Here is a 22404-nt window from a genome sequence, read left to right as displayed (position 1 = left end):
GTATAGTTATGCAGTTAACTTGAAGCACTTATTTACTGACTGGACCTAAAGGAAGTATGCCCAATGACTTATAGAAGTCTCCCCAGCCTTTGACCTCTTTTTGTTTCGAACCCCTTTCCAGCATTCTCATTTCATACTCCAGAGCCCACATCTCGTTCATGTCTTTGTTGAGCTGAAGGTGAGAATTCGCGGTTTGACGGAGTATGTGAACCTGTTTCATCGCTTGTTCACACAGGCTCGTAGCGAGTTTGTTGGAACATAACATCAAATACTCTTGGTGTTGTCGAAGTGCTTTATTCACTGCCTCTTCTTCATAAAGATCAGGCATTGCGTCAATCACATTTACTTCTAGATTGGCTATACGCCTCTCCAAAAGATCTTTGCTGGTGGGAATCTCTTCGGCTGCGCTAGTCGTTGTAATAAGAAGCCCCAAAATTAGTAGTACTCTCATGTTGTTACCCTTTCAGTTGCTATTAGGAGTGTTATACATACCTGATTGCGGTATTAAATAAAAAAGACACCCCAAACGTTTGGAGTGCCTTTTAACTGCTTGTACTTTGTTAGTTAAGCTTTCGTACCATTCGAATATAACGTCTAGTCACTGTGTCCGTAACGAACTCGGTACCGTCGTTAAAATCTATGAGCAGCCCTTCTAAACCAACAGCAGTATTAACATCAAACCCGTCTGGGGTATTCGTCCAATAGGGTGAGGATGGAGTATCTGGAAAATACGTAAGATCGATAGCAGGTGCTATACAACTGTGCTCAACGAGCGACGCGAGTTCTTTTATATTCGGCAAACGCCAGTCATCAAAACCACCAAATGAGGTATTCAGTGATGCTGCCTGTAAAGCCTGCTGCCATGTCTGGTAGCTCGTGGGAGTGCCCGAACAACTGGTACCATTGGCGGTCTGACCTAGTGTGCACAATCGCCATTCTAAGCCGTTGACGACATCAGTAACCGTCCCATTATCAGCTATGTACTGCCCCTCCGGATGGCTCGGTGTTATGTTCTCTGAGCACGTTTGCGCGAATGCTGCAGACGATGCGATTGCTGCGCCCACAACGGCGACATGAGTTAACAGTTTCATCATTGCTTATCTCCTCTGACTGCACGCAGGTAGGTGGCTAGATGTTTGTTACAATACATCGCTTGCCCATTAACTGAATTCATACACCAAGCTTGACCGGTACCGTTAGCAGATGGCGTCGCCGAAATGTAAGTACCCGCAGCCATATGGTCAAAGTACTCAACTTCTCCTACATCCGCAGTTGTCGTTCGGTAATTGATAATTGATCGAAGCTCATTAATAGCCGGCACCTTCCAATCTTGGAAACCGCAAAACGCTTCGGAATTTAGATGCTTAATGTAATCGTCGGTATTACAGTATTTCGCATTGCTTGTAATTGGGTAAGCGCAAATATTGGAGACGTTGTATTTCGAATGTGGCTTGTTCGCGTTGTCTGACCCACGAACTCCATCGCCTCCCCCGTTGGTATTGTCATCCATGTTATACCAGTAGTAGGTGTAGTTGTTGGCACGATAGCTAATGTTTGCTGATGAGTATGGATGAGCATCAACAGGGTCATTTGTGAAAAGGGAGCGCAAAGCATCATCCGTAGATACAGCTGGTAGAGCGGCAGATGCGTGTTTTCGCTCCCATACAAGTCCAGTTCGATTGTCTCTGATGCACTCATAGTTAGTTGCACTACTCGCCAATGCGTTACCGCTGATATCTAGCTTCGTCCATGAAAATCCAGCAGCTCCATCATAGACCGTGGTGCCAAATTCAGCATCATAACCAAACTCCGCATCCTGACCGGGATAACTACTGTTAGGTGCAGGATCAGTAAAAGTACTGCCATTGTAGTAAGACACGACCCCTGTATCGTTCAACCCTACTTCACCAGGGATAAGCAACGTTATCTTTGGAATAGCACCTAACGACGCATTGTCTGGAGTGCCTAACTGGATCTCTATTGATTCCCCGCCCTCTTTAATATCATCTGATTCTATGAAGAGTTTCAGCTGAATGGTGTCACTCCCCGACTCTAAAACGAGAGGACTTGCAGTGATTAGGCGATAGTCTTGCCCTTCAGTCGCCAAGCCACCAAGTGTAAATGGTACTTCTACCGCTTTTTCGCTAGCAGGCGTCACTTTTACGTTGAGCAAATAGAGGCCTGAACCTTCAGCAACGGTAACGAGATCTGTTTCGAAAGATACCGTGGCGTCATCATCACTATCTTTAATCGTAACGAGCGTCGTGTCTTTGAGGATTTCACCTGATGAGGCGTTACTGATTGTAATCTTAAACTGTTCGTCTGGTTCATCTAACTCATCGCCCATTACTTTGAACGGCAAATCATAGCTTCTTGAACCGGATGGAATGGTGATCGTTCCTGACTCAGTTACAAAATCTAGTCCGGGTGTTGCGTCAACAGGTTCGATCACATAATCCATAGTTACGTCTTGAGAAATACTCCCAGAGAACCTGATTGGTGTGGTAAATGTAACAACGCCGCTTTCCGGTTCTTTGACAGAGGTTTCATCATCCATTTTATAGGTGACAGTCTTTACCGAGGGATTGCTGTTACTTGATTGTGATGAATCATCGCCATCCTCTGATGAGCAACCTATAGCGGTCATCGCCATGAGCAATGCTAAGGTTAGTTTACTACGTTTCATGTTTTGCCCTTTTCCGTTGTGTGTGGCATATGTTTACTTTTTACACAACTTTCAAAGACATTTTCTCGATTAAAGGGTCAAATATCGGCGCTTAATCGTTAGAAGAAAAAAGCCCAGCTGCGATGCTGGGCAAAAGGACTGGAAGTAAGGATTTCGAGTTATGATTCTTGTTCAGTAGATTCTTGCGACGCTTTTTTCGCTTCAATGGTTTTGCGTGTACCAAATACAACCATCAGTAAACCGGCAAAGCAAGGTAGCAGTTTCAAAATTACTGATGACTTATCCGCCTGTTCGAGTGCGGATGGCATCATTGAGTCAATGACCAAACCGAATAGCGAGTAACCTAGATCCACGGCTTGAAAGTGCAGCAATGCTAAGAAAATGATCATTAGGCCAAAGCCAAAGATCGTGATTTGTTTTGGGTCTATGGATTGATTTGTCATGAGCGGCTTCCTTATTGAGTTGGTTTTCTATTTATACAGCCTATCTCGACACTTTTTAGCAATTAGCGGGACGTTTTTTGCTCACTAATCCAGTATTTCCAAAATAAGCGTCAATATTCGCTCCTCTATTCCCGATATCTACGCCAAATCCTCCATATAGTGGACTTATAGTAGTTATGGAGACATTACGTGCCCGTTGACCCTAATAAAAAGCAGGTATTCGAGAAAGTGGTAGAACACGACATGCTACCGCTATTTGCGGGCTTGGCCGACCAGTTTGGAAAGCTTTCAGGCGCACGTATTGAGGTTTATGAACAAGATAGTATTCGCACCGTTACCTATGAGTACGGCCGCATCGCTGATGGCTCCACCAGCGTCAAACCAGCTACGGGATATTGATATGACTGACCAATTAGAGAAAGAATCCAACGAGCCCCAGGTATACGTCTTACCTGACTATTTGCAGTTTACAGAAGAAGACGTAAAGCTTAGCGCAATTTACACATTGCTAAAGATTAACTCTGAAATGCCCCATTCAATCAGAGCACTACTCTTAGCCAATTTGCGAACGATAGCAGAGTACAATAACGACCGCGCAATGTTAGCGTCTTTAGATGTCGCCGACGAACAGATAGGTCATGAGATGCGGTACCGCATTAGCCTAGACGAAAATGGAATGCCTATAAAACCAACGCGAATTGAAGTCACGCCTGACGAATCAGTCACAGTCAGTGACCAAATAAGCGATTAATTTCTCAATTGAAGATGTATACCCATTGCTGTGACACGATTAACCCATTCATTCAATCAAAGGGAAACGTTATGAGCAGTCTATTCTCGAACGCATCTGACGCCAAACCTATTTTTACTGCAAAATAGCCGAAACAATGGCGAGTGAGTCCTCTTTATAAATTCATCCACAGTGTGTTTTGAATAGGATATCACTCGCCCCCTTCGCTGTAAGGGAACGACGAGATAGGAATAACTTATGAAAACTATGTTCATTGAATTAGGTAAAGAATTAGAAGCGATGCTTGGTGTTCATCTCAGCATTGTCTTCGCACTGGTAATTTCACTCTATGCATCCCTAATGATGATACCTACATCGATAGAGTTAATGGGATGGTTTGCCGTAATTATTGGGTTAGTTCTACATTTTCTTCCACTGGCCTTCGCGTTTAAATGGACGGAAGGTGAGCTTATTTCGATACTTGTAAGTGCAGGCATTTGGGGAAAGGCCATCTTCGCCGTATGTAGTTTTGCACTTTTCTTTGTGCTAGGCCAATTACTCACCGTTTTCGGATTCGTACCCGTTGGCTTGCTTGGATATGGACCGGCTCTGCTCTAATCACGAGATACCTCACTAATTGATTTGCTACTAGAGACCTAATACCACCAGTGCGCATTTCAAAAGCACTGGTTCGGTATCTGCAACAACATCCCTTTCAACAAGCTCATACTGCGCTTTTGTCGCCATAATTTCTTTAGCTAACGGCAAGCTTTCTTCACAAACATAAACGGTCAGTTCACGTAGAAACACGTCTTCATCTTTAATTCGCTCAATCTCTTCGGTATCAAAGTAAAACGTGTTCGGCTTGCATGTTTTTGGTGAGTGCAGCATCGTTGAGTCCCATGTGTGCTCTGCTTCAATCTCATGCAGCAGATCAAATAGCCGGTCAACTGTGTTGTAGAGGTAATCCAGTGTGTTTCTATTTAGCTCCTCAAGCTTTTGCCCCAAATCACCGTTCTTTCGGCCAATGTTGATCAAGAACTTGATTTCATTTTTAACCGGCTTCCACTTCGCCAATTTCAGTTTTGGTTTAAGGTATTTGATGTATTGAGCGTTAGACGTCGCCATGGGTACATATTGTTTGCTGGCTGCATTTAGCATAGCGACATGAAGGCGTGTATGAGTGACGAGTTCGTTTAACGTTAAGTGATACTGGTAATCTTTCAATGGGAATCGATCAAAGCTGATTTAATTTGGGAACCCTAGTATAACACCGGGCGCATAGTTGATGAAGGCAGAGAGTAGTTTTGTATTGAGTACCGTCATGAGCGAAACATCAGTTCGACCTCCAAATGGAGATGATGAGTTTCGCTACATGACAGTGACTTAGATTTAGCACCAACGGAATGGCATTATTTTGATGATAGTCCTTTCGCTTTAGCAAGAGGTTCGCTATAGACGTCTGAGGCGACGAGCACATCTCCAACATAGATAAAGGCTTCGCCAATGTTGATTGCATTGTCTGGTTTAAAATGAGGATTAGCTTTATATGTTCGTTTGCATTCTAAATTAAATACAATTCCATCCATATATTTAAGCCGACGCTCAATTTCGGTCTCAGAGAGTCCTTCGTTTTGTAAGTGCACCCGTGCATTACGTTCGTAAATAGGTTCTATCACTGAGATTGAGCTATTTACAGGTATGACTTCATCACCAAAGGTGCAATCAGCGGATACACTGAATGTGATGGCACAGCTGGTTAAGATGACAAATGTATTTTTCATAGAACACCCCTAATTACATGGCTTGAATTTCAAATTCCTGTCGACAAGACTGCAAAACAGTCTCAAGAGCTTCTTCAGGTAGTTCTGAAACATGACGAGACTGAAAGTAATCAACGACCACCTCCACATCTGCACCGGGTAGGTACATATCGATCGCGGGTTGTAGTGCTTTTTCGTTCACATTGATATTCATAATCATACTCTCGTGGTCATTCGGCGGATTCGCCAAGTAATGCCTTGCGGCAAGGTGCGTGCTACTCGGTATACATTCTCTTGTAGAGTGTCCTCAAACTTTCGTTGCTTTACGCTTCCATCTTTGCCTTTGTAAAACAAAATGAAATCAGCAAACGCTGAAGTTTGAATTTTGGGTTTGTTCATATTTCCTCCAAGGAAAATCGGAGGGATCAATAGCCCAAACGGGCATAATTGAATCCCGTGTGGGTTAGGTATTAGGTTGGTGTTTCGTACAGAAACAATCTTGGCAGTCAATGACTGAATGTATTTAAATGGCACATTAACCATACTGAGCTGTGGGTTTAACCACTCTACCAACGCTGGTAGTTTTTCACTCTAGAAGTACATGACAATAATGACTGAAAATAGCGGAAGAAATATCGATTAGAGAGACGATTTTTCACCTTTAACCGCGCAACCAGTAAAAAAGCGATGAGGAGATGAGTCGCCTATGAGAATGCAGGCGACCTCATGTGATGTCTTAGAGGTTAGTGAATCGTGTTAATGAGTTGAGTTGGCATACGTTGTAGTCCGGTTGCCACTTCGGAGCTGTGCACCATACTCTTGGTGATGTAATCGTGACTTCCTTTCAATCGAGTCAATACCTCAATATTTATTACGTTCAAGGTCTTTGGAATGATACCTTTCTCGTACTGACGTGACAGGTACTCTAGTTTATTGAAGATCTGGATTATGCTCGCCGCACACATTAGAGGGTTTGGCTCCTCTAGGATAAAGTTAAAATCTTGAAGCGGATTATCGAGATCTGAAAATTCTGTAGCGGCACATATCTGCTCCATTTTATCCATTGCTTGCCCCCCACACTGTGAATAGGGAAAGTACTGATCGGTGCCGGTATAACCCATCATCATCGACAACATCTCCCCATTTTCTTGGTTTACTGTGGCTAGTGGCTTCGCGACATCTACTACCCCAGTTTCTTTCATTAGATTTTCTAGAGCACAGCTTTGGCCACGTAACATTTGTGATGAAAGAATGACTGTCAGATTAGCGCAGTCTTCTAAATACTGATTGTCATCGAGCAACGCTGAGCTCACATTATGGATCCCCGTGTTCATATTGGCCCAGTAGAAGACAAAGGTTCGCATGGCATCGATCAAGTCGAGTTCTGTTCGCCATCTTTCAATGATGCTGGATGTTTCTACGATAATTTGATTCTTGGTCATGAAATGTCCTTTCGCCTGGTAAAGCATGGGTTGTATTGGCAAGTAACTGTAGTTATGCACGAAATTTGGATTTCTTTAGATGAAATTGAACAATTTCTTTCTGCAGAACCTTTGTTCCTATTCTATTTGACTTGATGATCGAACCCCCCAATTAGAGCAGCAAATATCGCTCCTTATTCGCTAAATCCTTATTCATTTCTGTGTATAACTGACAGTCGATAGACCAAAGGGTTGGAACAGGTTTGCAGATAGCTAATGAGGGTGACGAATGAAACCGAGATCAGAAAAGCAGCACCAAGTAGATACTCAGTCAGAGTATGTCTCAAAGGAAGGCAAGAAGTACAACATGTTCATAGACATAGATACTCCTCCAACTGAACAATCGATAAAAATGCAACGAAGAAAACTACGTGTTAACTCCTTTGTTCACTTACTAATCTTAGTGATTGGTATGGTTATCATCGCATTTCCTGCCATCCTCATTGATATAATTGCGATAAAAGTGGTATTCGTTTTTGGTGCCATTGTCTGGGGATTTGCATTGAATCACATCGCATTCGACTATCTGGAAAAGCACACTACTTTGTTGCCATCAGTGTCATTTCTTGACGTTGAATTTCATCATACCGGTGACCTAAAGCCGGTTAGTACCAAGTATAGTTACTTCAATAAACTGCTTGAACATGCTCCAGAACTTCGAAACTACGTTTTACGCGTGATCACTATGGACCGTAAGTTCTATCGCTTTGAAGTGGAAGCATTTGCAGTCTTTACTAGCAAAAAGGCCGAAGACGAAGAGAAGGCTAAACTGCAACGTCTGCTGAATAATAGGTCAATTTAGGAGATGAATATGGAACCGATTGAACAAGTTACCGTGACTCAAACTAAACTCGACAAGTTCAAGTTCAAAGCAATGTTCTATCTGTCAGTGAGCTTTGCCCTTCTTCTAGTCTTCATGTTGGGTATTCCTAGCAATACTTATCCGAAGGTAGTCGTAGGGAATGGGGCATTATGCCTGTTTCATTTTATTTTTGGATTGAAAAACCTGCTTAATTGGTTTGAGGGTATTTGCTCCAAATGAGTGACTGTGATTTGTGGGAAGCAATATGAAAACAACATTTATAGAACGATGGAAAGGAACTCAGATTGAGTTGGGATTTTTAGCAATGCTTATTGTTTGGGCGTCAGTAGCAGGAGTATGGGCGCTCGCATCTGGCCATCACTTTGCCTTCGATGTTCATTCGATAGTTCCAAAAGTGTTGAATGTGTTGGAGACCAGTGACTTTTTGCTTCTGAAGGTTGGATTTTCAATGTTAATTGTTGGTTTAATTATTGGGTTTAGGTTTGTACATGGCAAGCTTAACGTGCTCGCAAAGATACTTGCTACATTAGGTCTATTTCAGCTTCTTTATCCGCTATTTTTTTTGGCTGAAGCTGTAACAACTGATAGTAGGTTCGCCCAGTTTATAATGGTTATAGTCTGCTTAATGTTTCCAGTAGCTTTAACTACCTTAATAGTTAGCTTTTTGTTACCCAAAATCCAAAATGCACGATAGCCAACTCTGTTAACTTTCTGTCTAAAAGTAGTAAAACTACCCGACCAATAAAGGCCATTGGGTAGTTTTACTTTCTTACTTATTTTTTATAGATAGTATAATTATCTAAAAATTGCGTGATTAACAGTAGTACCACGAACATTACAAAGAAGCTGAACGACTTCAAAAATTCACCTTTCGTTACCTCATTGACTGCGTTCCCGAAACACACCATAGAAGCACCGTGCATAAGATTCACGATATTGAACCATTTTGCATTTCTGCTTTTCATCAATTGATAAAACAGATAAATTTCCGCTTTCAACATAATTTCGTAATATTTCATTTTAAGATTATTCATAATTTGGACCTCCTCATAGGTTTGTTTTTTTATGACTTTTCTTTGGAGATCCGTAGATAGCCTTCTGGTATCTATGTCACTCCGGGTTTCAAATTGCTCTTCATAACGAATCGCCTTTTGTAGTAAGCAAGCTCTAAACTTTGAGCGTGCTTGTTTATGACTTGACGAGAGAATCAAAGGTTGAACTTGGCATCAATACCAAGCGCATACCTTTAGGTAGATTCTCGCCCGTATCACGTTCATTCAATCTCCAATAGGAAATCAAATATTCAGGATTACCTTGTCGGTCACATTCAATCACCGAGGCCAATAACCCGTAGTTTCTGATCCCAAGGTGTGCCGCTACGCTAGCATGCATCTCGTTCTCAGTAACATCTTTATCAAGCTTGGCTATCCCTTTGATAACTTTTATAAACTCGAAATTAGACATACGTATTCTCCTTAAGTTGTTGTGAAGCCCCAAAGCTCAACTGCCAGAAGGCAGTTGAGTACAGCAATGGGGTTAAGTCGTTAATCACTATTCGCGTGGTTTTGGTCGACTTGTTTAAGATACTTATTCGAAAAGATCATCTTTCCATGAATGGAGTTCAGTGCTTTATCCATTTCTTGGCGAGCTTTCTTTTCAGTTTCACAACCTTTGCAGGTAGACATTTCTCTCAGACCATTTTTGGTTGTCCTTTTAACGTGCCAATGCTCTCGAGTCAGTGGGAAGAATTGATTACAAATGGCGCATCGCTTTTCGATACCGGCCACAGTAATTTTCATCACCCCAAGTTGAATGTTCTTTCTCAATACGTTGTCTGTGAACCCAAAATCAGTGATCTTGAGGCTTTGTCCAACGGCTGTGATTGCACATTCAAACTTCTTGGCTATTTCGTTAATAGGCATTCCATCTTCAGCTAAAGCTTTAATAAGCTCATGATCCGATTGGTCTAGAGATTGATTGTTAACCATAGTTCCTCCAAAGAGGGATCTATTCCCCATGAGGGTAAATAGAGAGCCCTCACGGTTCTGGTTGAGTGGGTTAGGTAGGGTTAGCCGTCTGCCAATACACACGCATAACTACAGCCACACAGGTGGTGCGTTAAGCGGTATTGACAAGTAGCTTTAGAGACAATGTAAATCGTCTCAGAGGTTGGTCGCGGGGAGCGACGGTAAGTAACTAGAAGTACCCTTGTTTTGGGCAATCTTTCGATGCTGGAAGGGATTCATAGTGTGCTGTGTCTTTGAAGCTAAACTTCAGTGGACGTTTAAGCTCGGGAACCGGGATCTTCAGGTTTCCAAACTTAGTCTTCGCTTCATTTACACTCATTTGTTCGCCATTGAAGTTGAACACATCTTGATGCGTCTCACAGATGACGTATCGGCTGGAACCATCAATTAGACCCAGGGCGATAAGAGTGGACTCTTCACTTCGTAATACAAAGGGTACAGAGTTGATGATTACACTAGAAAAACCGCAAGCCAGTTTAATTCCCAACAGTCGAAGTTCTTCATCACTAGCCAATGAATGGGTAACAATGCTAGGTAGGTTATTTAGAGCGAGCCATGCGTGAGCATCCACTCCACCAAATCTTCCATAGCCTTCATACGCCGGTTCGAAAATTGGCTCTTTCCCGTCTGGTTGAAGTAGGTAAACAGGTCTACATTTATTGGTAAATTTGTTCCAAATACTTCCACGGGTATCAGCAGTTTTCCAAGAAAAAAATCCCATCGTTAGTTCCTCTCAAGTATGGGTGAACCCATATAGGCACAACGATCCCATTATGGGACGGTGCCCATATGGGTAAGGGTTAATAACGCAATAGTGCGTGTTAGTTTTCTACTTCGTCATCGAGTATGCTTATTACGCTTCCCATCGCAGACTGTGCTGCGTTGATGTTTGCTAAAGCATCCAAATCGTTAAAGTCTTCTGCGTCATAGTAAATATCAGCAGTAACGCCGATGGTTAGGTTTTGAACAATGTCGTTTGGAAAGTTCGCTATGAACGATTCAATCGCCAGCTTGGCAAATGATTTCGCTGCAAATGCTGAATCATTAATCCTGCCAAAGATTTCTACTGGTGGTGTATCTTCAAAGTCTTCCGACAAATACAAACCAATATGTTGCAAAGCTCCTTGTTTATCATCATTCATGAATAACTCTGCAGGAACAGGTTTCGTTAGAAACTCGCCAGACACGTATTCATGAATTCGACCCGAAGCTACCAGTTTTTTTACAGTGTCATCGACTGACGCTAGATTTTTATTAAGCATAATTACGCCCTTATAGTTAAAAGAGTGAATGTAGGATTGACGAGATAAGATCAACCAAACTGATTATGCCTAAGACAAAACCAATCAAGCCCAAGCGGTAGGAGTACTTCACATTGAGGTCTTTATAGTTCCAAAACCATTTAGTGACATCCCACCAGCTCGCCTCTCGAACCGACAAACAACATTCTTGCTTATACTCAACATCCAACTCTTTAATGCCATCGTAATCGAGTGCAATACAGTCTTTGTTAAGTCCTTTCACAGTGCCGCCATTACCCATACTGTATCGAATGATCCATGAATCATTAGATCGATTAGTGATGCGTAACGCAGTTCTGCGTTTGATTTTGCCTTTGCCCATACGACTGTTTTCTAATCGTACGATGTTGTGCGAAAGTCCAGAGTCTTCATCCGGTAAACGCACTACCATTTGGGCGAAAAATAGGCTCATTCCATCATCGTAATATCGACGTGGTGGGCGTTTTACCGCTTGCATGTTTTTTTCCATTACTCTTTCCTTTTAGCGATTCCAGTATTCTCTTAACCACTTTGAGTGACCAATACAGTGCTCCATAAACGCAGCCATCACAGGATGGTTTGTGTCTTCGAACCAACGTTGCCATTGAGTCCAAGGTGCATCGCTACTAAGTGGGCAGTCTGCTAGTACATGAGAATGTATAGAAGCCTGCTCTAGTAGAGTGGTGACTTTAGTGATCAAAGATTCTTGAGTAAGAATGCTCTGAACAGGAAATGGGAATTGGCTTGCTAAATCTGCTGCTTGTGCATCATCAATAGGGTTAACTTCTGTTCCCTTGATATGGAAACATTGATGAGCACTATCGAAAGCAAAAGTAACGAAGTGAGGGTTAATGCCTTTCCCAATTGGAAATAAGACACTGCCGCACGACTTGATTACCCAGATAAATTGCAAGGAGTGATTCTCTTTTCGCAAACGATTTATGCTCTTGGCATCAATTTCGATTTCATCGACAGATGCGATTGGTAGACCATAAGGTTCAGCTTTTGCTTTAAGAGTTTGAGTGTTTAACATATGTAGTTCCTCCAAGAACAAGGTTTTAGAGGGACGACTTCCCTGAATGGGAAGAATGACGTCCCATGCAGGATTAGTTAGGTATTAAAGTATTTGCGGTTAGACGGCGTTTCGGTTCCAACACATGCTTGGTGAAGCAGCATTGATCCAGCGAAAGCCATGATCACGTTCAAGAAGTTGCTGGAACAGCCACATCTCAAACATACTTTTTGGGGTTAGTTCGACGAAACAATAATCGGTACCACACCATTTTTTTCTTCTTACAGTACCGCCAAAAGAGGCAAGTGCTTTTTGAAGCTTGAGAAGTTTGTGTTGATCTTCCCATGATGTAGGTATTGAGAGTCTTGCTTCCATATAGCCACAGGTTGGCATTCGTTGAAAACCAAAGGCGGATTTGAGTGTGCCGCGTAGTGATTTCAACCAACCTTCAGCTGTCACCCAGCGACCATTTGGTTTGATTGAGCCATCTTCAATATGTCTGGTCCATTCACATCCAAATTGTTTGAAAAGCTCGTATTCAGATTTAATACCATGGAACTGCCAGTCTCGAGCGCGTCTTCCGTCATCGTAATAACAGTTGCTTGAGCCAACGACCATGTAGAGCGAAATCAATTCTTCTTCGACAAATACTTTGTATTCGCTTTGAATAAACTGAATTGCGTCTTCATCTGAAAGGTACTTTTGACGAAAATGCGTCTGGATAAACTCATGTATTTGTGAGTAAAGGTCTTCTCTCGTAATTTTCGTCGCAAATTTTTCATAGATAATTTCGTATGACATAGTTTTTCCTCCAAGGAATAAGGATTCTTGTCTTTAAAAGACAATGGGGTTACTTAGGTTAGGTGTGACGGGAGGTCACAGAGTTGTGATGCAGATAGAGTTAAGCGGTCTTAGCAGCGAGTATTTTTCGCTCAAGGTTGTAGCTAAACTTGGCATCGAGGAGTTGTGATTTAATGTGGGTAAATGGTGAACGAAGGTTTAAGCACAAGAAAGTGTCAAACCAGTCGGCACAGGGCTCATACGTCAGCATTAACTTTAGTTCCGTAACATCTACGGCATTTACCAAAGAGGTATCAGCCAAACGAGTTATCAGGCGTTCGAGTTTTGATTCTGCCAACGACGCTTCATTGTAACCACGATGATTATCGTGAACCGCACCACAAGGGGTTTGTTCACAAACATCACACTCTTCTTTGTCACAATCGTGATATCCACAATGTGGGCAATTGATCGAAAAGATAGAGTTAATAGCTCCACCAATATTTGAATCTGAATGACGCTCTTTAGCAGATGAACCGCATTGTGGGCATTCAGTGGTAGATACATCACCTTGATAATCGAGCACATTGTCTAGGACAAAAGCCATATCTGACATAGTGGTACCCTCCAGTGGTTTTTGATGTCTCAAAGAGACCTTTGGTAACTAAAGTTCAATGTTGATGTCAGACTGAGAGTCTAAACAACACACTAACACTTCATCATCGGAGCAATAGCCAATTGGCTCTTGCTGGTAGATAGGTTTGCCTTTGGCTTTAAGACGACAAGCGCCACAAAAGCCCGATCGGCATTCTGACCTTACGTCATAGCCCGAAGACTCAAGCACTTGCAGTGCAGTGCCCTCGCCTCGGACCTCAATATCGTTAACACGCATGAAACACCTCGAAAAAATCATGGCTCATAACTACACCTAAACGGCGACCATCTTTCCAACATGTATGTAGAGTTCCTAAGTCATCGATATGATCGATTACTCCGATTGAACCAGGTTCAATTGGGCGGTCATCTGACATGTGTAGAAGGTGTATTTGGTCACCTTGGTGTAGGTGTTCACGGATATTTGGTACGGTAAGTTCAAAAACATTTTGACCTAAAAACCAAACAGGCTCACCGGCATCCGATAGTTGATCCATGAGAAATGGAACATCTAGTAGACCAGTATGGTCAGTTCGAAACGGCTTACGGCCCATAAGTTCTAATGTCGAATTCACCCAACGAGCTGAGCAGACAGCAACGTCTAAGTCGTGGGCATGGTGGGTATTGATATAGCGAGTCATAGACTCTCTATATGTCTTTATTGCAGCATTGATAACTAGATCACGCATGGATAGTTCCTCCAAAAAATACTTAAACTTACTCTCTGGAAGATACATTGACCCTGTGTAGGGATAGTATCCCTAAAGGGCAAGTGGTTAATGACTTTGTATAAAGTCAATCGTGGCATATCAAAAAGATATGGGAGAATTTCTTAAAGCTCTCCAACTTTGGAGAGAAACAATCACTTTAAAAAAGTGAAAAAGTTTCTCGGGGTAAACACCTTCAGTTAATCACTTTTTAGGAAGAATAATGTCGATTAGTGAGCGTTTTTTTTGCCTTTCGGCGTGCAAAACATATGAGTTGTGATAATCAGTGTCATCAATGGACCTTATGGGGAGTGTTACTAACGGGTGTCAGCGGAAAGATCTAGTCGTTCTATTGTGTCATCAATGAGGGCATTTAGTTGGTAATTCGCATGCATGATACGACGTTCTAGCCATGCATTAAAATACTGCTCAAAGGTGATTTCTAGTCGCATACCGATACGCATCGGCATCACTGCCCCACCGAGGTCAATATACTCTTCACAAGCCCTACCGCCGATCACATACTCGTTATCTGTATCAACTATGCAAAACCACTGCGCAAACTCATCTGTTGTGCAGTTAACCCCCACAACTCGGTAAACTCTGTGATCGGGTGTCGTATCAAATACTGAATGGCCATGCTCATCAATGTCGTCTTGCCACCCCTGTCCACAGTCATCACACGATACCACCTCCACTATCCTTGAAGTCATCATTACCTCCTAACTTGATGAGCTCCGAGTATGTGAATGACTCGGAGCTGTCTTTACCTGTACGAAATGCCAAGCTTAAGCGGCATTCGAAGTGCGTATGGTGATATTTCGAAAATAATACTCAACGTCAAACTCTTTACTGTCGGATGTTGATTTTATTCGATGTGATGCATTGGCTAGGAGATCTTGATTTTTTTCGTGTTCATCAGTTACTAAGAAAGGTGCGATCATTTGTCTTCGTGCGCAGCGAAGAGAATGACTAAACTCTTCTGTCATTGGACTCGTTACAAAATCAACGTGTAATATGATACATGGCGATGGTACTCTAAATATCCACTGAGTACCCCTGCTTCTGTTTAGCAAGGCTACTACTCTGGCAGTCAACATCGCCAAACTGCAATGGTCTGCATGATTCTTCTTATCAGACGCCTCAAATACTATACGGTCTCCACCAGCTTTGATTACGTCGATTAGTGGGCCGTAGTCGTCCACTTGAGCTTGAGAGTAGTGACGCGCAAGTTGAGAGGTGAACTTCTCATACAATTTCTTCTCATCAGAGTGAGACGATTCGACCCAGGCATTAATGCTATCCGATAGATTCGAAAAGGTTCCGTTGTACAACGTTCCAAAAATTAGACGTCTGAACTTTTCGTACTCGAAGTGTTCTTTATCAATCTCATTAATTGTTTTATCAATGCTCTCTGATGCAAAGGCCAAAACGATACCCTTTAAGTCAGCATAGGAATAGTCATCCTCTTCCAAGATCGGTAAGGTATCGATTAATTGAGAATAAAACGCTAACGGGTCAAAGGGAAACCTTAGACTGAACTTGTTACCGCCTTCAGGCACCGCCAGATTAGGCGATGAAACAGCAATGTATTTCATCCGATTCGAATTAATCAGATGCTCAACGTACTCATTGCAAAACTGCATAGCAGGTTGTCCTAGCCAGACACTTACCGGTGACCCGTCAAAGCTTGGGAGCGTCTGTAATACCGTAAGCTTACCGTAACGGTTCAACACGTAAGGTCTCTCAATTTTGTCTTGAAGCCTGTAATCGCATTCTGACGTTGGGTATTGAGTAATTAAAAGTTCAAGCCCCTCCAAAGTGAGCTCGGGATATAATCCGCGTAAGATTAATGACCGTGTTTTAATATTCTGGTGAGCAAAAAAGTTAGAACACAGCGTGAACAAGGATTTCTTTTCTACGCCTTGTTCTGCTAGAAGGCTTGAGCAGAGTTCGATATCCCTTGGGTCTTCGCATTGAATCAACAATCCTTTCACCACTAAGCCATGGCCATTAAACCGATTTTTTGATTTTCCCAGCTGAAAGCTGACATTAACCTTCTTGCTCTTCATATTTTTGACGACCGCTTCGACCCAATATTCCGTTGGCTTAAATCGAGACGTGAACTGATAGCTAGCACTAAACTTCAATTTCTCATGAGCATACTCTCGCTTCTCATCTATCTGGTGACTATCTGGAATATCGCACCCGCTTTTTGCATAGAACTCCAAAGTAAATGGCAAACTAAGATGAACGTTTTCACCTACATGTTCTCCGTTTTTATCGACTAGAATAGTGACTTCTGCCGAGTCGATTTTAGTTAGCTCACAGGCTTGATGAAGAAATTGAATGATTTGCGCTCGTTTCCCGTAGCAATTGTGCTTGCGATATTGTGTCATGATGTCCATTCCCTGTTATACCGGCCAAAGGTCAATGATTTCTTTGAATGACCTAACAAAATTCCAGTGGTAGCTGATATGACAGTTATACAATGCTTGAGAGCGTGAAATGACGAATAGAGGCGCTAAAATCGCTGCTTAATCGCGAGTTTACGCTCAAGGACGAAAAATTCGGGAAGGGATGATTACACTGTACCAGAGAGATGATTACCAAGGTTAATGTTGCGATAGCCGCCAGTTAAAGCAGCTACCTTTAATATGGGTGCACTTTTAGGTTTATGCGAACAGATAAAGAAAAGATGGTACTGCAATAGCAGCAAACGACAACGCTGCCATTTTCCAACGCCTTGAAATTATCATGCGTCTTTGTATGTTTTGGTTAAACAAAGAGTATGGGTTGGCCTCATCAATTCTCCGTTGATGGAAATATCCAGCTTTGTATGCGTCTTGTTCAATGGCGGATTTCTCTTGATTATCTATGTAGCCGAGGCCGTCTTTCGAAGCCTGGATCCCGCGAGCATAAGCCTCCGTGTTTTTAAACTTCATACCTGACCCTGGTTCATGACCGGCTTTTCGAGAGTAAAGGTAAAACTCCGAGGACTTCGAATACTCCATCGCATGCTCAATAATCTCTACAATGGGTGTTGACTCCAGTGAGTCGATGAGACCACAAGCGATAGCAACATACATTGAAGGTGGGTATTGCTCTTGTTTAAATCCATATTTTTCTAGAAACTGATGGCGCGATGGGATTGTATTAACATAGAGAGAGCTAGAACGTAGTATCTCACTCACTTCCATGATAATTTCCGCTCGTTCTCGATTCACATTGGGTAACGAAATGGTTCCATCGTTAAGTTCATTTGCGATCGAATGGATAAACTCCCCTGTTTGGAGTACAGCCATAGTCAATTCGGTGTTTCTATAATCACTGCTCATATCTCTGTCCTTCATTGGTGGCGATACTGACATCAAATCAATGCTACTTTTATACACAACAATGAATCTCGTGATTGGCAATAAAGGCTCAATTTTCGGCCATTAAACGGGATTACTAGCTTGGAGACAGCACTTATCGCCGAGCTCTTTCTTTAAGTGCATCATACACCTCAATTGGGTTCATTAATTCCCACACCGAATATGCCTTGTCAAAACTTGTCACTTTTACTCCAAGATACTCCAGCATTACCTCTTTTGCGTTTGGGTAATGCTGTATTGCAATGCTAGCTGCATTAAAACAATTCTTGTTCACTTTCGGTAAAAAATATCCGTTACAAGCTAGATAGACCTCTGCAAATTCCCTGTGAGTCGTTGATTTTCTTTTGATTGGATCAATTTGCATCCTCTCCACACTTTTGTAGTGGTTCATTGTTCTTGGGCTAAGCGATAATACATATGCGCCAACATATACAACTACCACCAGCATAAGCATTTGAGTACTACGCCCAAACATGTATTCTTCGATTTTCTTCGCCATAACTAACTGTCCTACGTATACTTAATGTCACATTGTTTTTTAAAATCGTCGGCAACATCATAGAACTTCGCCGTAGCCAACAGCCGACTCGCATTCCCTTCCTTTGATTCTTCCTTATAAATAGTTCGATATCTTGCAGCTACCTCAGATTCTTCTCTACCTGACAGTTCGCAAATAACGTTAATCCCAGACATATACTCACGTCTCTCTTTGACGTATCGATAATTGCACCACCCTAGATAAGACCCAGAAAAAAGACATGCGATGCCAACGATACATTCTGCACCAACGTTAAACCCAGTGAGTGTAAGAACGTAGACCCCGATGCCCATTATGAATAGTGACAAGACGTACTGAAACTCTATGAACATACTTAACAGAATGATCACACAGAGTGGTAATAAATAGGAACTTAGTATCTGTAACGTATCCATATCTTCTCCATCTAGGGTTGCGCTATCACTTTGGTGGGAACCTCTTAGATATACACATAAAGCGATGGTTTTTTAGCAGATAGACGGTCTATTTAGCGTGCTTATTGACCTAGTGACTGTGCTCCGGGCAAAAAAAAGCCTCTCAGAGAGAGAGGCTAGTTTGGGGTTAAGCTGCTTGACTATCATCGACTCTTTCGAGGTACCCGACAGGCGTAAGCTTATTTTTTTGAAGGTAGTGAATGAAGTTTTGAGATCTAGTCTCATTCCATTCATCTAACCAGTCTTGAGATTTAGCACCAGGCTTGATCGCACTGGGAGGTGTAGCAATCGTCACTTTGCAGTTTTGATTAGTTTCTTGCACCAAGCGTTTAAGTTCCAACGCTGCGCGGTCTCCTTCCGGCATTTCTTGTCCATCATGAAGCGTGTCCTTGTCTTTAAAAATAACGAGATCGGTCACTTCCATTGGTATATGCATACCATCCATAATGGTTGATGATAAGCCAGACCATACCGGTATTCCCTCGACGTGTTGGCAAGCCATACATGTTTCAGGACCTTCACCAGCTCCAAGAACAATACGAGTGTTGCCGTATTCATCATGACAAACCAAAGGCATGCCAAGTTGAATTGAACCGCCACGCATATCTTCCGTTGCTTTCATCTGCATTTTCGGTGTGTCCATCTCTTTGGACTTACTAGAACCATCCTCCGTCAAATAAATGCGGTGGAAAGCAATAGCGGTACCATCAAGTTTTTGGATATAGAATACCAATGCAGGTATCCAGATTTCGGTGCCATCATTTCTCCATGCCTTCATCTTGGGGTGAAACCCAACACAGCAGGGGATATCTATGTCACCTAATCCTCTTGACCTGAGATAGTTCATACCAATGGGTGATTGCGTAACATGCACAGCTTCTCTCTCAACTTTGGTCAGTATCCACATTCGCTTTTTAAGCTCTGTTTCACTAATTTGAGTTGATTTCTCTCTGTGCTGCACGACGGCTTTAACTTCACGCTGCGACACGTTATTCACGTCTTCGCCCAAAATCTCTAGGATGATGTCCATTGCCTTTGATTTTGACGTGTCTTCAAGCCAAGCAACCATATCAATGCCATCGCCAATACGACCTTCACTGTTATGATAACCACCACCACACTGTTCCCAATCTTTATAGAGTCGAAATACCGTTTTACCTTCATTTCGAACCGGACAGGGCACAGCCTTGGATGTTCCGTTTTGAGCGTTATCCATAGCATCTTTCAACTGCGAATATCGGCTAAAAACAGAGTACCAACCACCATGGCGTTGAACCAAGGCGTGTACTTCTTGAATTTTGGATCTGGTATAAGCACCCATAATTCCTCCTATAAGCGCTCCGAAGAGCGCACAATTGGTTAGTTAATGCAGATTGAATCAAGCATGTTTTCTCGAACAATATCTTCGAGTACTTGCGGTAATTCTTTCGCATCTTTCAGTACTTTGTAGTCATCAATTCCACCGTATTTACTCTCTTGGATTTGAATTGACGCAACATCAATACCTTCTTGTGAACATATAGCCACTTGGTCTTTGACTAGAGGCATTTGATCAGGCTGTCCATCTGTTATTACCAACAGCTGTTTGCGATCTATGCCTTCAAGTTTCATAAACTCAGTTCTAGCCACCCTAATTGCCATATCGGTCCTAGTTGTACCCGATGGAGCCAATTGCACACGATTGAGCACTTCATTCATCTGCTGCATGAATGACTTACCCATGTACGCTTCATTATCAAAATAGATAATCGCAACCGGAACATCTAATTCCTCTAACGAAGTCGCAATTGACAATGCGGCTTGTTGAGCAATAAACAACCTATCAAGATACTTAGTCTTCGATATCCACTCAGCGTCTTTACACATGGAGCCTGAGAAATCGACTGCAATAATGAAGGAGGACTTATAGGTTTCAACAATATCTTCCGTGTAGAAGATACGATTATTACCCGCCGTCACACCTGCTAGCAGATCATTATCAAACTCACTACCTGAATCATCATAAAGAACAGGTTGTGCTTCTTTCGCCCACATTTGTGATTCAATGATCCGACGTATCGAACGACTATCTTCACTAATACGTTGACGTAAGAGACTTGAACACGGACCTTCATCGACTTCCATGACTGGGTTGTAACTTCTGACCTGCTCCAACGTTGCTGGATCGGCCTTAGCTCTATCATTAATAGCTTGATCAATTGCATCATGCATATCCTGATAGCTATCACCCATATCTTGGAAATTCATTTCTGATAATGGATTCTTACCACCAGAACCGGACCCCGTAGCATTCGCACTAACGTTACCATCAGCTTCGTCGTCAGAGTCACCATCAGCACCCGAATCACCGTTACCATCAGCATCGTCATCAGAGTCACCATCAGCACCAGAATTACCGTTACCATCAGCTTCGTCGTCAGAGTCACCATCAGCACCAGAATTACCGTTACCATCAGCATCGTCGTCAGAGTCACCATCAGCACCAGAATCACCGTTACCATCAGCTTCGTCGTCAGAGTCACCATCAGCACCAGAATTACCGTTACCATCAGCTTCGTCGTCAGAGTCACCATCAGCACCAGAATTACCGTTACCATCAGCATCGTCGTCAGAGTCACCATCAGCACCAGAATCACCGTTACCATCAGCATCGTCGTCAGAGTCACCATCAGCACCAGAATCACCGTTACCATCAGCTTCGTCGTCAGAGTCACCATCAGCACCAGAATTACCGTTACCATCAGCTTCGTCGTCAGAGTCACCATCAGCACCAGAATCACCGTTACCATCAGCATCGTCGTCAGAGTCATCCTGTGAATCAGCTTGAGAACCAGAACTGGTGTTTTGGTCTTCAGCGTCATTGCCGGAGTCTGAATCATTGCCTGATTGCGATTGCCCTGATTGTTGCTGTTCATCTTGATCATCACTTGAATCACCTTGCTGCTGTTGCAGTTGAGGTGGTTGTTGTGGTTGATATTGATGAAGGCGTTTCAAGATAGTCATAACTTCTTTCGTTTCTTCGATTGAAGCCATTGTGTCCTTGAGGTGGGCCCAAGTTGGCATGCGCTCTTCAACCTCATCAAAGAGGTCACTTGGTAGTCCTAGATTCTCTAATTGTTCACGACAAAAATCACCGAGTTTCTTCAGGTGCTCTTGTCCATCGGTTGAAATTCCACGACCTGAATACAACAGCCACAAAAACAGCAAGCCGTCTGGCGGTGTATTCTCATCAGGAGTTTGGAAATAGCCTTCTTCAAGTAGATCGTATGTCATTGAACGAAAGACCCAGTACGCACCGGAGAATTCCTTCATACACGCGGTTTCAACTCGGCAATCTTCAATAATATTATTGATTGATGCAAAGGTGCTTGAAACATTCTTCATTTCTCGCCTAAAAACTTTGAAATCTGTATGGCGCAGATGGCCACCAGCTTCGTGTGTTATTTTTGCTTCAACAAGACGACGCCATACTTCATCTTCTGGATTGCCAGCATTGATGTAGATGGATTTGCCGTTTGTACAACAAGCTCCGCGAGCAAAGTGAATGTCAACATCATAACGAGCATGTATATCAGTAATCACACGCATCGTTTTTTCAATTTCAGCAATATTTGCCATAGGGATTTCCTCCAAAGGATAGGTTAAAGGCTCCCGTAGGAGCCTTGATTG

At 42.6% G+C, this 22404-nt stretch carries 31 protein-coding genes; 6 read left to right on the top strand and 25 right to left on the bottom strand.

Annotated features, from left to right (window positions below; all coding sequences use genetic code 11):
- Positions 1-28: 28 nt before the first annotated feature.
- The 4 genes from J4N45_RS10145 to J4N45_RS10130 form a co-directional block, all read right to left on the bottom strand.
- On the bottom strand, positions 29-451 hold the full coding sequence (locus J4N45_RS10145; protein ID WP_252011286.1) for a hypothetical protein: 423 nt from the start codon (positions 449-451) through the stop codon (positions 29-31).
- A gap of 109 nt (positions 452-560) precedes the next feature.
- A complete protein-coding gene (locus J4N45_RS10140) occupies positions 561-1094 on the bottom strand; it encodes an Lcl C-terminal domain-containing protein (protein ID WP_252011285.1) in 534 nt (177 codons plus the stop codon).
- Positions 1091-2686, bottom strand: a complete 1596-nt coding sequence (locus J4N45_RS10135; protein WP_252011284.1) for an Lcl C-terminal domain-containing protein — start codon at positions 2684-2686, stop codon at positions 1091-1093. Before J4N45_RS10135 ends, J4N45_RS10140 begins: the two co-directional genes overlap by 4 nt.
- A 158-nt stretch (positions 2687-2844) precedes the next feature.
- Positions 2845-3129, bottom strand: a complete 285-nt coding sequence (locus J4N45_RS10130; RefSeq protein WP_252011283.1) for a hypothetical protein — start codon at positions 3127-3129, stop codon at positions 2845-2847.
- A gap of 189 nt (positions 3130-3318) precedes the next feature.
- Here J4N45_RS10130 and J4N45_RS10125 point away from each other — a divergent pair, with 189 nt between their 5' ends.
- From J4N45_RS10125 to J4N45_RS10115, 3 genes are all read left to right on the top strand, one after another.
- On the top strand, positions 3319-3528 hold the full coding sequence (locus J4N45_RS10125; protein ID WP_252011282.1) for a hypothetical protein: 210 nt from the start codon (positions 3319-3321) through the stop codon (positions 3526-3528).
- 1 nt (position 3529) lies between these two features.
- Positions 3530-3880, top strand: coding sequence for a hypothetical protein (locus tag J4N45_RS10120; RefSeq protein ID WP_252011281.1), 351 nt, complete (start codon positions 3530-3532; stop codon positions 3878-3880).
- Positions 3881-4117: 237 nt separating this feature from the next.
- Entirely contained in the window at positions 4118-4477 is a 360-nt protein-coding gene (locus J4N45_RS10115) for a hypothetical protein (RefSeq protein WP_252011280.1), read from the top strand.
- A 30-nt stretch (positions 4478-4507) separates the two neighbouring features.
- Here the strand turns inward: J4N45_RS10115 and J4N45_RS10110 are convergent, their stop codons facing one another.
- From J4N45_RS10110 to J4N45_RS10090, 5 genes are all read right to left on the bottom strand, one after another.
- Positions 4508-5086, bottom strand: coding sequence for a DUF2913 family protein (locus tag J4N45_RS10110; protein WP_252011279.1), 579 nt, complete (start codon positions 5084-5086; stop codon positions 4508-4510).
- A 185-nt stretch (positions 5087-5271) separates the two neighbouring features.
- Positions 5272-5643, bottom strand: coding sequence for a hypothetical protein (locus J4N45_RS10105; protein ID WP_252011278.1), 372 nt, complete (start codon positions 5641-5643; stop codon positions 5272-5274).
- A 13-nt stretch (positions 5644-5656) separates the two neighbouring features.
- Complete coding sequence (locus tag J4N45_RS10100) at positions 5657-5836, bottom strand: hypothetical protein (RefSeq protein WP_252011277.1); 180 nt, start codon at positions 5834-5836, stop codon at positions 5657-5659.
- Between the two features lie 2 nt (positions 5837-5838).
- Positions 5839-6021, bottom strand: a complete 183-nt coding sequence (locus J4N45_RS10095; RefSeq protein WP_252011276.1) for a hypothetical protein — start codon at positions 6019-6021, stop codon at positions 5839-5841.
- A gap of 344 nt (positions 6022-6365) precedes the next feature.
- Positions 6366-7064: a hypothetical protein gene (locus J4N45_RS10090; protein ID WP_252011275.1), complete on the bottom strand. Its 699-nt coding sequence runs from the start codon at positions 7062-7064 to the stop codon at positions 6366-6368.
- Positions 7065-7332: 268 nt separating this feature from the next.
- Here J4N45_RS10090 and J4N45_RS10085 point away from each other — a divergent pair, with 268 nt between their 5' ends.
- Genes J4N45_RS10085 through J4N45_RS10075 form a run of 3 tightly spaced genes read left to right on the top strand, consistent with a single transcriptional unit; the run spans position 7333 to position 8620 of the window.
- Positions 7333-7905, top strand: a complete 573-nt coding sequence (locus tag J4N45_RS10085; protein ID WP_252011274.1) for a hypothetical protein — start codon at positions 7333-7335, stop codon at positions 7903-7905.
- Between the two features lie 9 nt (positions 7906-7914).
- Positions 7915-8145 carry a hypothetical protein gene (locus J4N45_RS10080; RefSeq protein ID WP_252011273.1) on the top strand — a complete coding sequence of 77 codons (231 nt, stop codon included), beginning with the start codon at positions 7915-7917 and terminating at the stop codon, positions 8143-8145.
- Between the two features lie 25 nt (positions 8146-8170).
- Positions 8171-8620, top strand: coding sequence for a hypothetical protein (locus tag J4N45_RS10075; RefSeq protein ID WP_252011272.1), 450 nt, complete (start codon positions 8171-8173; stop codon positions 8618-8620).
- 494 nt (positions 8621-9114) lie between these two features.
- On the opposite strand, the gene J4N45_RS10070 is transcribed toward J4N45_RS10075, so the two are convergent.
- From J4N45_RS10070 to J4N45_RS09995, 16 genes are all read right to left on the bottom strand, one after another.
- The gene (locus J4N45_RS10070; RefSeq protein ID WP_252011271.1) at positions 9115-9390 is read right to left on the bottom strand and encodes a hypothetical protein; all 276 of its coding nucleotides are present in this window, start codon (positions 9388-9390) and stop codon (positions 9115-9117) included.
- An 80-nt stretch (positions 9391-9470) separates the two neighbouring features.
- Complete coding sequence (locus J4N45_RS10065) at positions 9471-9914, bottom strand: helix-turn-helix domain-containing protein (protein WP_252011270.1); 444 nt, start codon at positions 9912-9914, stop codon at positions 9471-9473.
- A 208-nt stretch (positions 9915-10122) separates the two neighbouring features.
- On the bottom strand, positions 10123-10674 hold the full coding sequence (locus J4N45_RS10060; protein WP_252011269.1) for a hypothetical protein: 552 nt from the start codon (positions 10672-10674) through the stop codon (positions 10123-10125).
- Between the two features lie 100 nt (positions 10675-10774).
- Positions 10775-11215 carry a hypothetical protein gene (locus J4N45_RS10055; protein WP_252011268.1) on the bottom strand — a complete coding sequence of 147 codons (441 nt, stop codon included), beginning with the start codon at positions 11213-11215 and terminating at the stop codon, positions 10775-10777.
- Between the two features lie 16 nt (positions 11216-11231).
- Positions 11232-11723 carry a hypothetical protein gene (locus J4N45_RS10050; protein WP_252011267.1) on the bottom strand — a complete coding sequence of 164 codons (492 nt, stop codon included), beginning with the start codon at positions 11721-11723 and terminating at the stop codon, positions 11232-11234.
- Between the two features lie 12 nt (positions 11724-11735).
- A complete protein-coding gene (locus J4N45_RS10045; RefSeq protein WP_252011266.1) occupies positions 11736-12266 on the bottom strand; it encodes a hypothetical protein in 531 nt (176 codons plus the stop codon).
- A gap of 99 nt (positions 12267-12365) precedes the next feature.
- Complete coding sequence (locus J4N45_RS10040; RefSeq protein WP_252011265.1) at positions 12366-13046, bottom strand: hypothetical protein; 681 nt, start codon at positions 13044-13046, stop codon at positions 12366-12368.
- Positions 13047-13146: 100 nt separating this feature from the next.
- A complete protein-coding gene (locus tag J4N45_RS10035) occupies positions 13147-13641 on the bottom strand; it encodes a hypothetical protein (RefSeq protein ID WP_252011264.1) in 495 nt (164 codons plus the stop codon).
- A 48-nt stretch (positions 13642-13689) separates the two neighbouring features.
- Entirely contained in the window at positions 13690-13917 is a 228-nt protein-coding gene (locus J4N45_RS10030; protein ID WP_252011263.1) for a 2Fe-2S iron-sulfur cluster-binding protein, read from the bottom strand.
- On the bottom strand, positions 13907-14368 hold the full coding sequence (locus tag J4N45_RS10025; RefSeq protein ID WP_252011262.1) for a DUF4314 domain-containing protein: 462 nt from the start codon (positions 14366-14368) through the stop codon (positions 13907-13909). Before J4N45_RS10025 ends, J4N45_RS10030 begins: the two co-directional genes overlap by 11 nt.
- 335 nt (positions 14369-14703) lie before the next feature.
- Entirely contained in the window at positions 14704-15099 is a 396-nt protein-coding gene (locus J4N45_RS10020; protein WP_252011261.1) for a hypothetical protein, read from the bottom strand.
- A gap of 75 nt (positions 15100-15174) precedes the next feature.
- Complete coding sequence (locus tag J4N45_RS10015; protein ID WP_252011260.1) at positions 15175-16785, bottom strand: hypothetical protein; 1611 nt, start codon at positions 16783-16785, stop codon at positions 15175-15177.
- A 276-nt stretch (positions 16786-17061) separates the two neighbouring features.
- On the bottom strand, positions 17062-17724 hold the full coding sequence (locus tag J4N45_RS10010; RefSeq protein ID WP_252011259.1) for a hypothetical protein: 663 nt from the start codon (positions 17722-17724) through the stop codon (positions 17062-17064).
- 133 nt (positions 17725-17857) lie between these two features.
- Positions 17858-18262, bottom strand: a complete 405-nt coding sequence (locus tag J4N45_RS10005) for a hypothetical protein (RefSeq protein ID WP_252011258.1) — start codon at positions 18260-18262, stop codon at positions 17858-17860.
- Positions 18263-18862: 600 nt separating this feature from the next.
- On the bottom strand, positions 18863-20056 hold the full coding sequence (locus J4N45_RS10000; RefSeq protein WP_252011257.1) for a DUF7146 domain-containing protein: 1194 nt from the start codon (positions 20054-20056) through the stop codon (positions 18863-18865).
- A 38-nt stretch (positions 20057-20094) separates the two neighbouring features.
- A complete protein-coding gene (locus J4N45_RS09995; RefSeq protein WP_252011256.1) occupies positions 20095-22353 on the bottom strand; it encodes a hypothetical protein in 2259 nt (752 codons plus the stop codon).
- Positions 22354-22404: the final 51 nt, after the last annotated feature.

This window comes from Vibrio sp. SCSIO 43140 (assembly GCF_023716585.1).
Classification (GTDB): domain Bacteria; phylum Pseudomonadota; class Gammaproteobacteria; order Enterobacterales; family Vibrionaceae; genus Vibrio; species Vibrio maritimus_B.
Note: the sequence above shows the minus strand (reverse complement) of the source record. Positions and strands in the feature narration are given on the sequence as shown.

Bases quoted from the DNA above. Each gene is read 5' to 3' on its own strand.
- J4N45_RS10080 (WP_252011273.1), top strand. From the start codon at position 7,915: ATGGAACCGATTGAACAAGTTACCGTGACTCAAACTAAACTCGACAAG.
- J4N45_RS10060 (WP_252011269.1), bottom strand. From the start codon at position 10,674: ATGGGATTTTTTTCTTGGAAAACTGCTGATACCCGTGGAAGTATTTGG.
- J4N45_RS10065 (WP_252011270.1), bottom strand. From the start codon at position 9,914: ATGGTTAACAATCAATCTCTAGACCAATCGGATCATGAGCTTATTAAA.
- J4N45_RS10115 (WP_252011280.1), top strand. From the start codon at position 4,118: ATGAAAACTATGTTCATTGAATTAGGTAAAGAATTAGAAGCGATGCTT.
- J4N45_RS10145 (WP_252011286.1), bottom strand. From the start codon at position 451: ATGAGAGTACTACTAATTTTGGGGCTTCTTATTACAACGACTAGCGCA.
- J4N45_RS10120 (WP_252011281.1), top strand. From the start codon at position 3,530: ATGACTGACCAATTAGAGAAAGAATCCAACGAGCCCCAGGTATACGTC.
- J4N45_RS10135 (WP_252011284.1), bottom strand. From the start codon at position 2,686: ATGAAACGTAGTAAACTAACCTTAGCATTGCTCATGGCGATGACCGCT.
- J4N45_RS10025 (WP_252011262.1), bottom strand. From the start codon at position 14,368: ATGCGTGATCTAGTTATCAATGCTGCAATAAAGACATATAGAGAGTCT.
- J4N45_RS10015 (WP_252011260.1), bottom strand. From the start codon at position 16,785: ATGACACAATATCGCAAGCACAATTGCTACGGGAAACGAGCGCAAATC.
- J4N45_RS10105 (WP_252011278.1), bottom strand. From the start codon at position 5,643: ATGAAAAATACATTTGTCATCTTAACCAGCTGTGCCATCACATTCAGT.
- J4N45_RS09995 (WP_252011256.1), bottom strand. From the start codon at position 22,353: ATGGCAAATATTGCTGAAATTGAAAAAACGATGCGTGTGATTACTGAT.
- J4N45_RS10050 (WP_252011267.1), bottom strand. From the start codon at position 11,723: ATGGAAAAAAACATGCAAGCGGTAAAACGCCCACCACGTCGATATTAC.
- J4N45_RS10075 (WP_252011272.1), top strand. From the start codon at position 8,171: ATGAAAACAACATTTATAGAACGATGGAAAGGAACTCAGATTGAGTTG.
- J4N45_RS10010 (WP_252011259.1), bottom strand. From the start codon at position 17,724: ATGAGCAGTGATTATAGAAACACCGAATTGACTATGGCTGTACTCCAA.
- J4N45_RS10070 (WP_252011271.1), bottom strand. From the start codon at position 9,390: ATGTCTAATTTCGAGTTTATAAAAGTTATCAAAGGGATAGCCAAGCTT.
- J4N45_RS10140 (WP_252011285.1), bottom strand. From the start codon at position 1,094: ATGATGAAACTGTTAACTCATGTCGCCGTTGTGGGCGCAGCAATCGCA.
- J4N45_RS10090 (WP_252011275.1), bottom strand. From the start codon at position 7,064: ATGACCAAGAATCAAATTATCGTAGAAACATCCAGCATCATTGAAAGA.
- J4N45_RS10005 (WP_252011258.1), bottom strand. From the start codon at position 18,262: ATGGCGAAGAAAATCGAAGAATACATGTTTGGGCGTAGTACTCAAATG.
- J4N45_RS10100 (WP_252011277.1), bottom strand. From the start codon at position 5,836: ATGAATATCAATGTGAACGAAAAAGCACTACAACCCGCGATCGATATG.
- J4N45_RS10055 (WP_252011268.1), bottom strand. From the start codon at position 11,215: ATGCTTAATAAAAATCTAGCGTCAGTCGATGACACTGTAAAAAAACTG.
- J4N45_RS10045 (WP_252011266.1), bottom strand. From the start codon at position 12,266: ATGTTAAACACTCAAACTCTTAAAGCAAAAGCTGAACCTTATGGTCTA.
- J4N45_RS10085 (WP_252011274.1), top strand. From the start codon at position 7,333: ATGAAACCGAGATCAGAAAAGCAGCACCAAGTAGATACTCAGTCAGAG.
- J4N45_RS10040 (WP_252011265.1), bottom strand. From the start codon at position 13,046: ATGTCATACGAAATTATCTATGAAAAATTTGCGACGAAAATTACGAGA.
- J4N45_RS10035 (WP_252011264.1), bottom strand. From the start codon at position 13,641: ATGTCAGATATGGCTTTTGTCCTAGACAATGTGCTCGATTATCAAGGT.
- J4N45_RS10020 (WP_252011261.1), bottom strand. From the start codon at position 15,099: ATGACTTCAAGGATAGTGGAGGTGGTATCGTGTGATGACTGTGGACAG.
- J4N45_RS10030 (WP_252011263.1), bottom strand. From the start codon at position 13,917: ATGCGTGTTAACGATATTGAGGTCCGAGGCGAGGGCACTGCACTGCAA.
- J4N45_RS10095 (WP_252011276.1), bottom strand. From the start codon at position 6,021: ATGAACAAACCCAAAATTCAAACTTCAGCGTTTGCTGATTTCATTTTG.
- J4N45_RS10130 (WP_252011283.1), bottom strand. From the start codon at position 3,129: ATGACAAATCAATCCATAGACCCAAAACAAATCACGATCTTTGGCTTT.
- J4N45_RS10000 (WP_252011257.1), bottom strand. From the start codon at position 20,056: ATGGGTGCTTATACCAGATCCAAAATTCAAGAAGTACACGCCTTGGTT.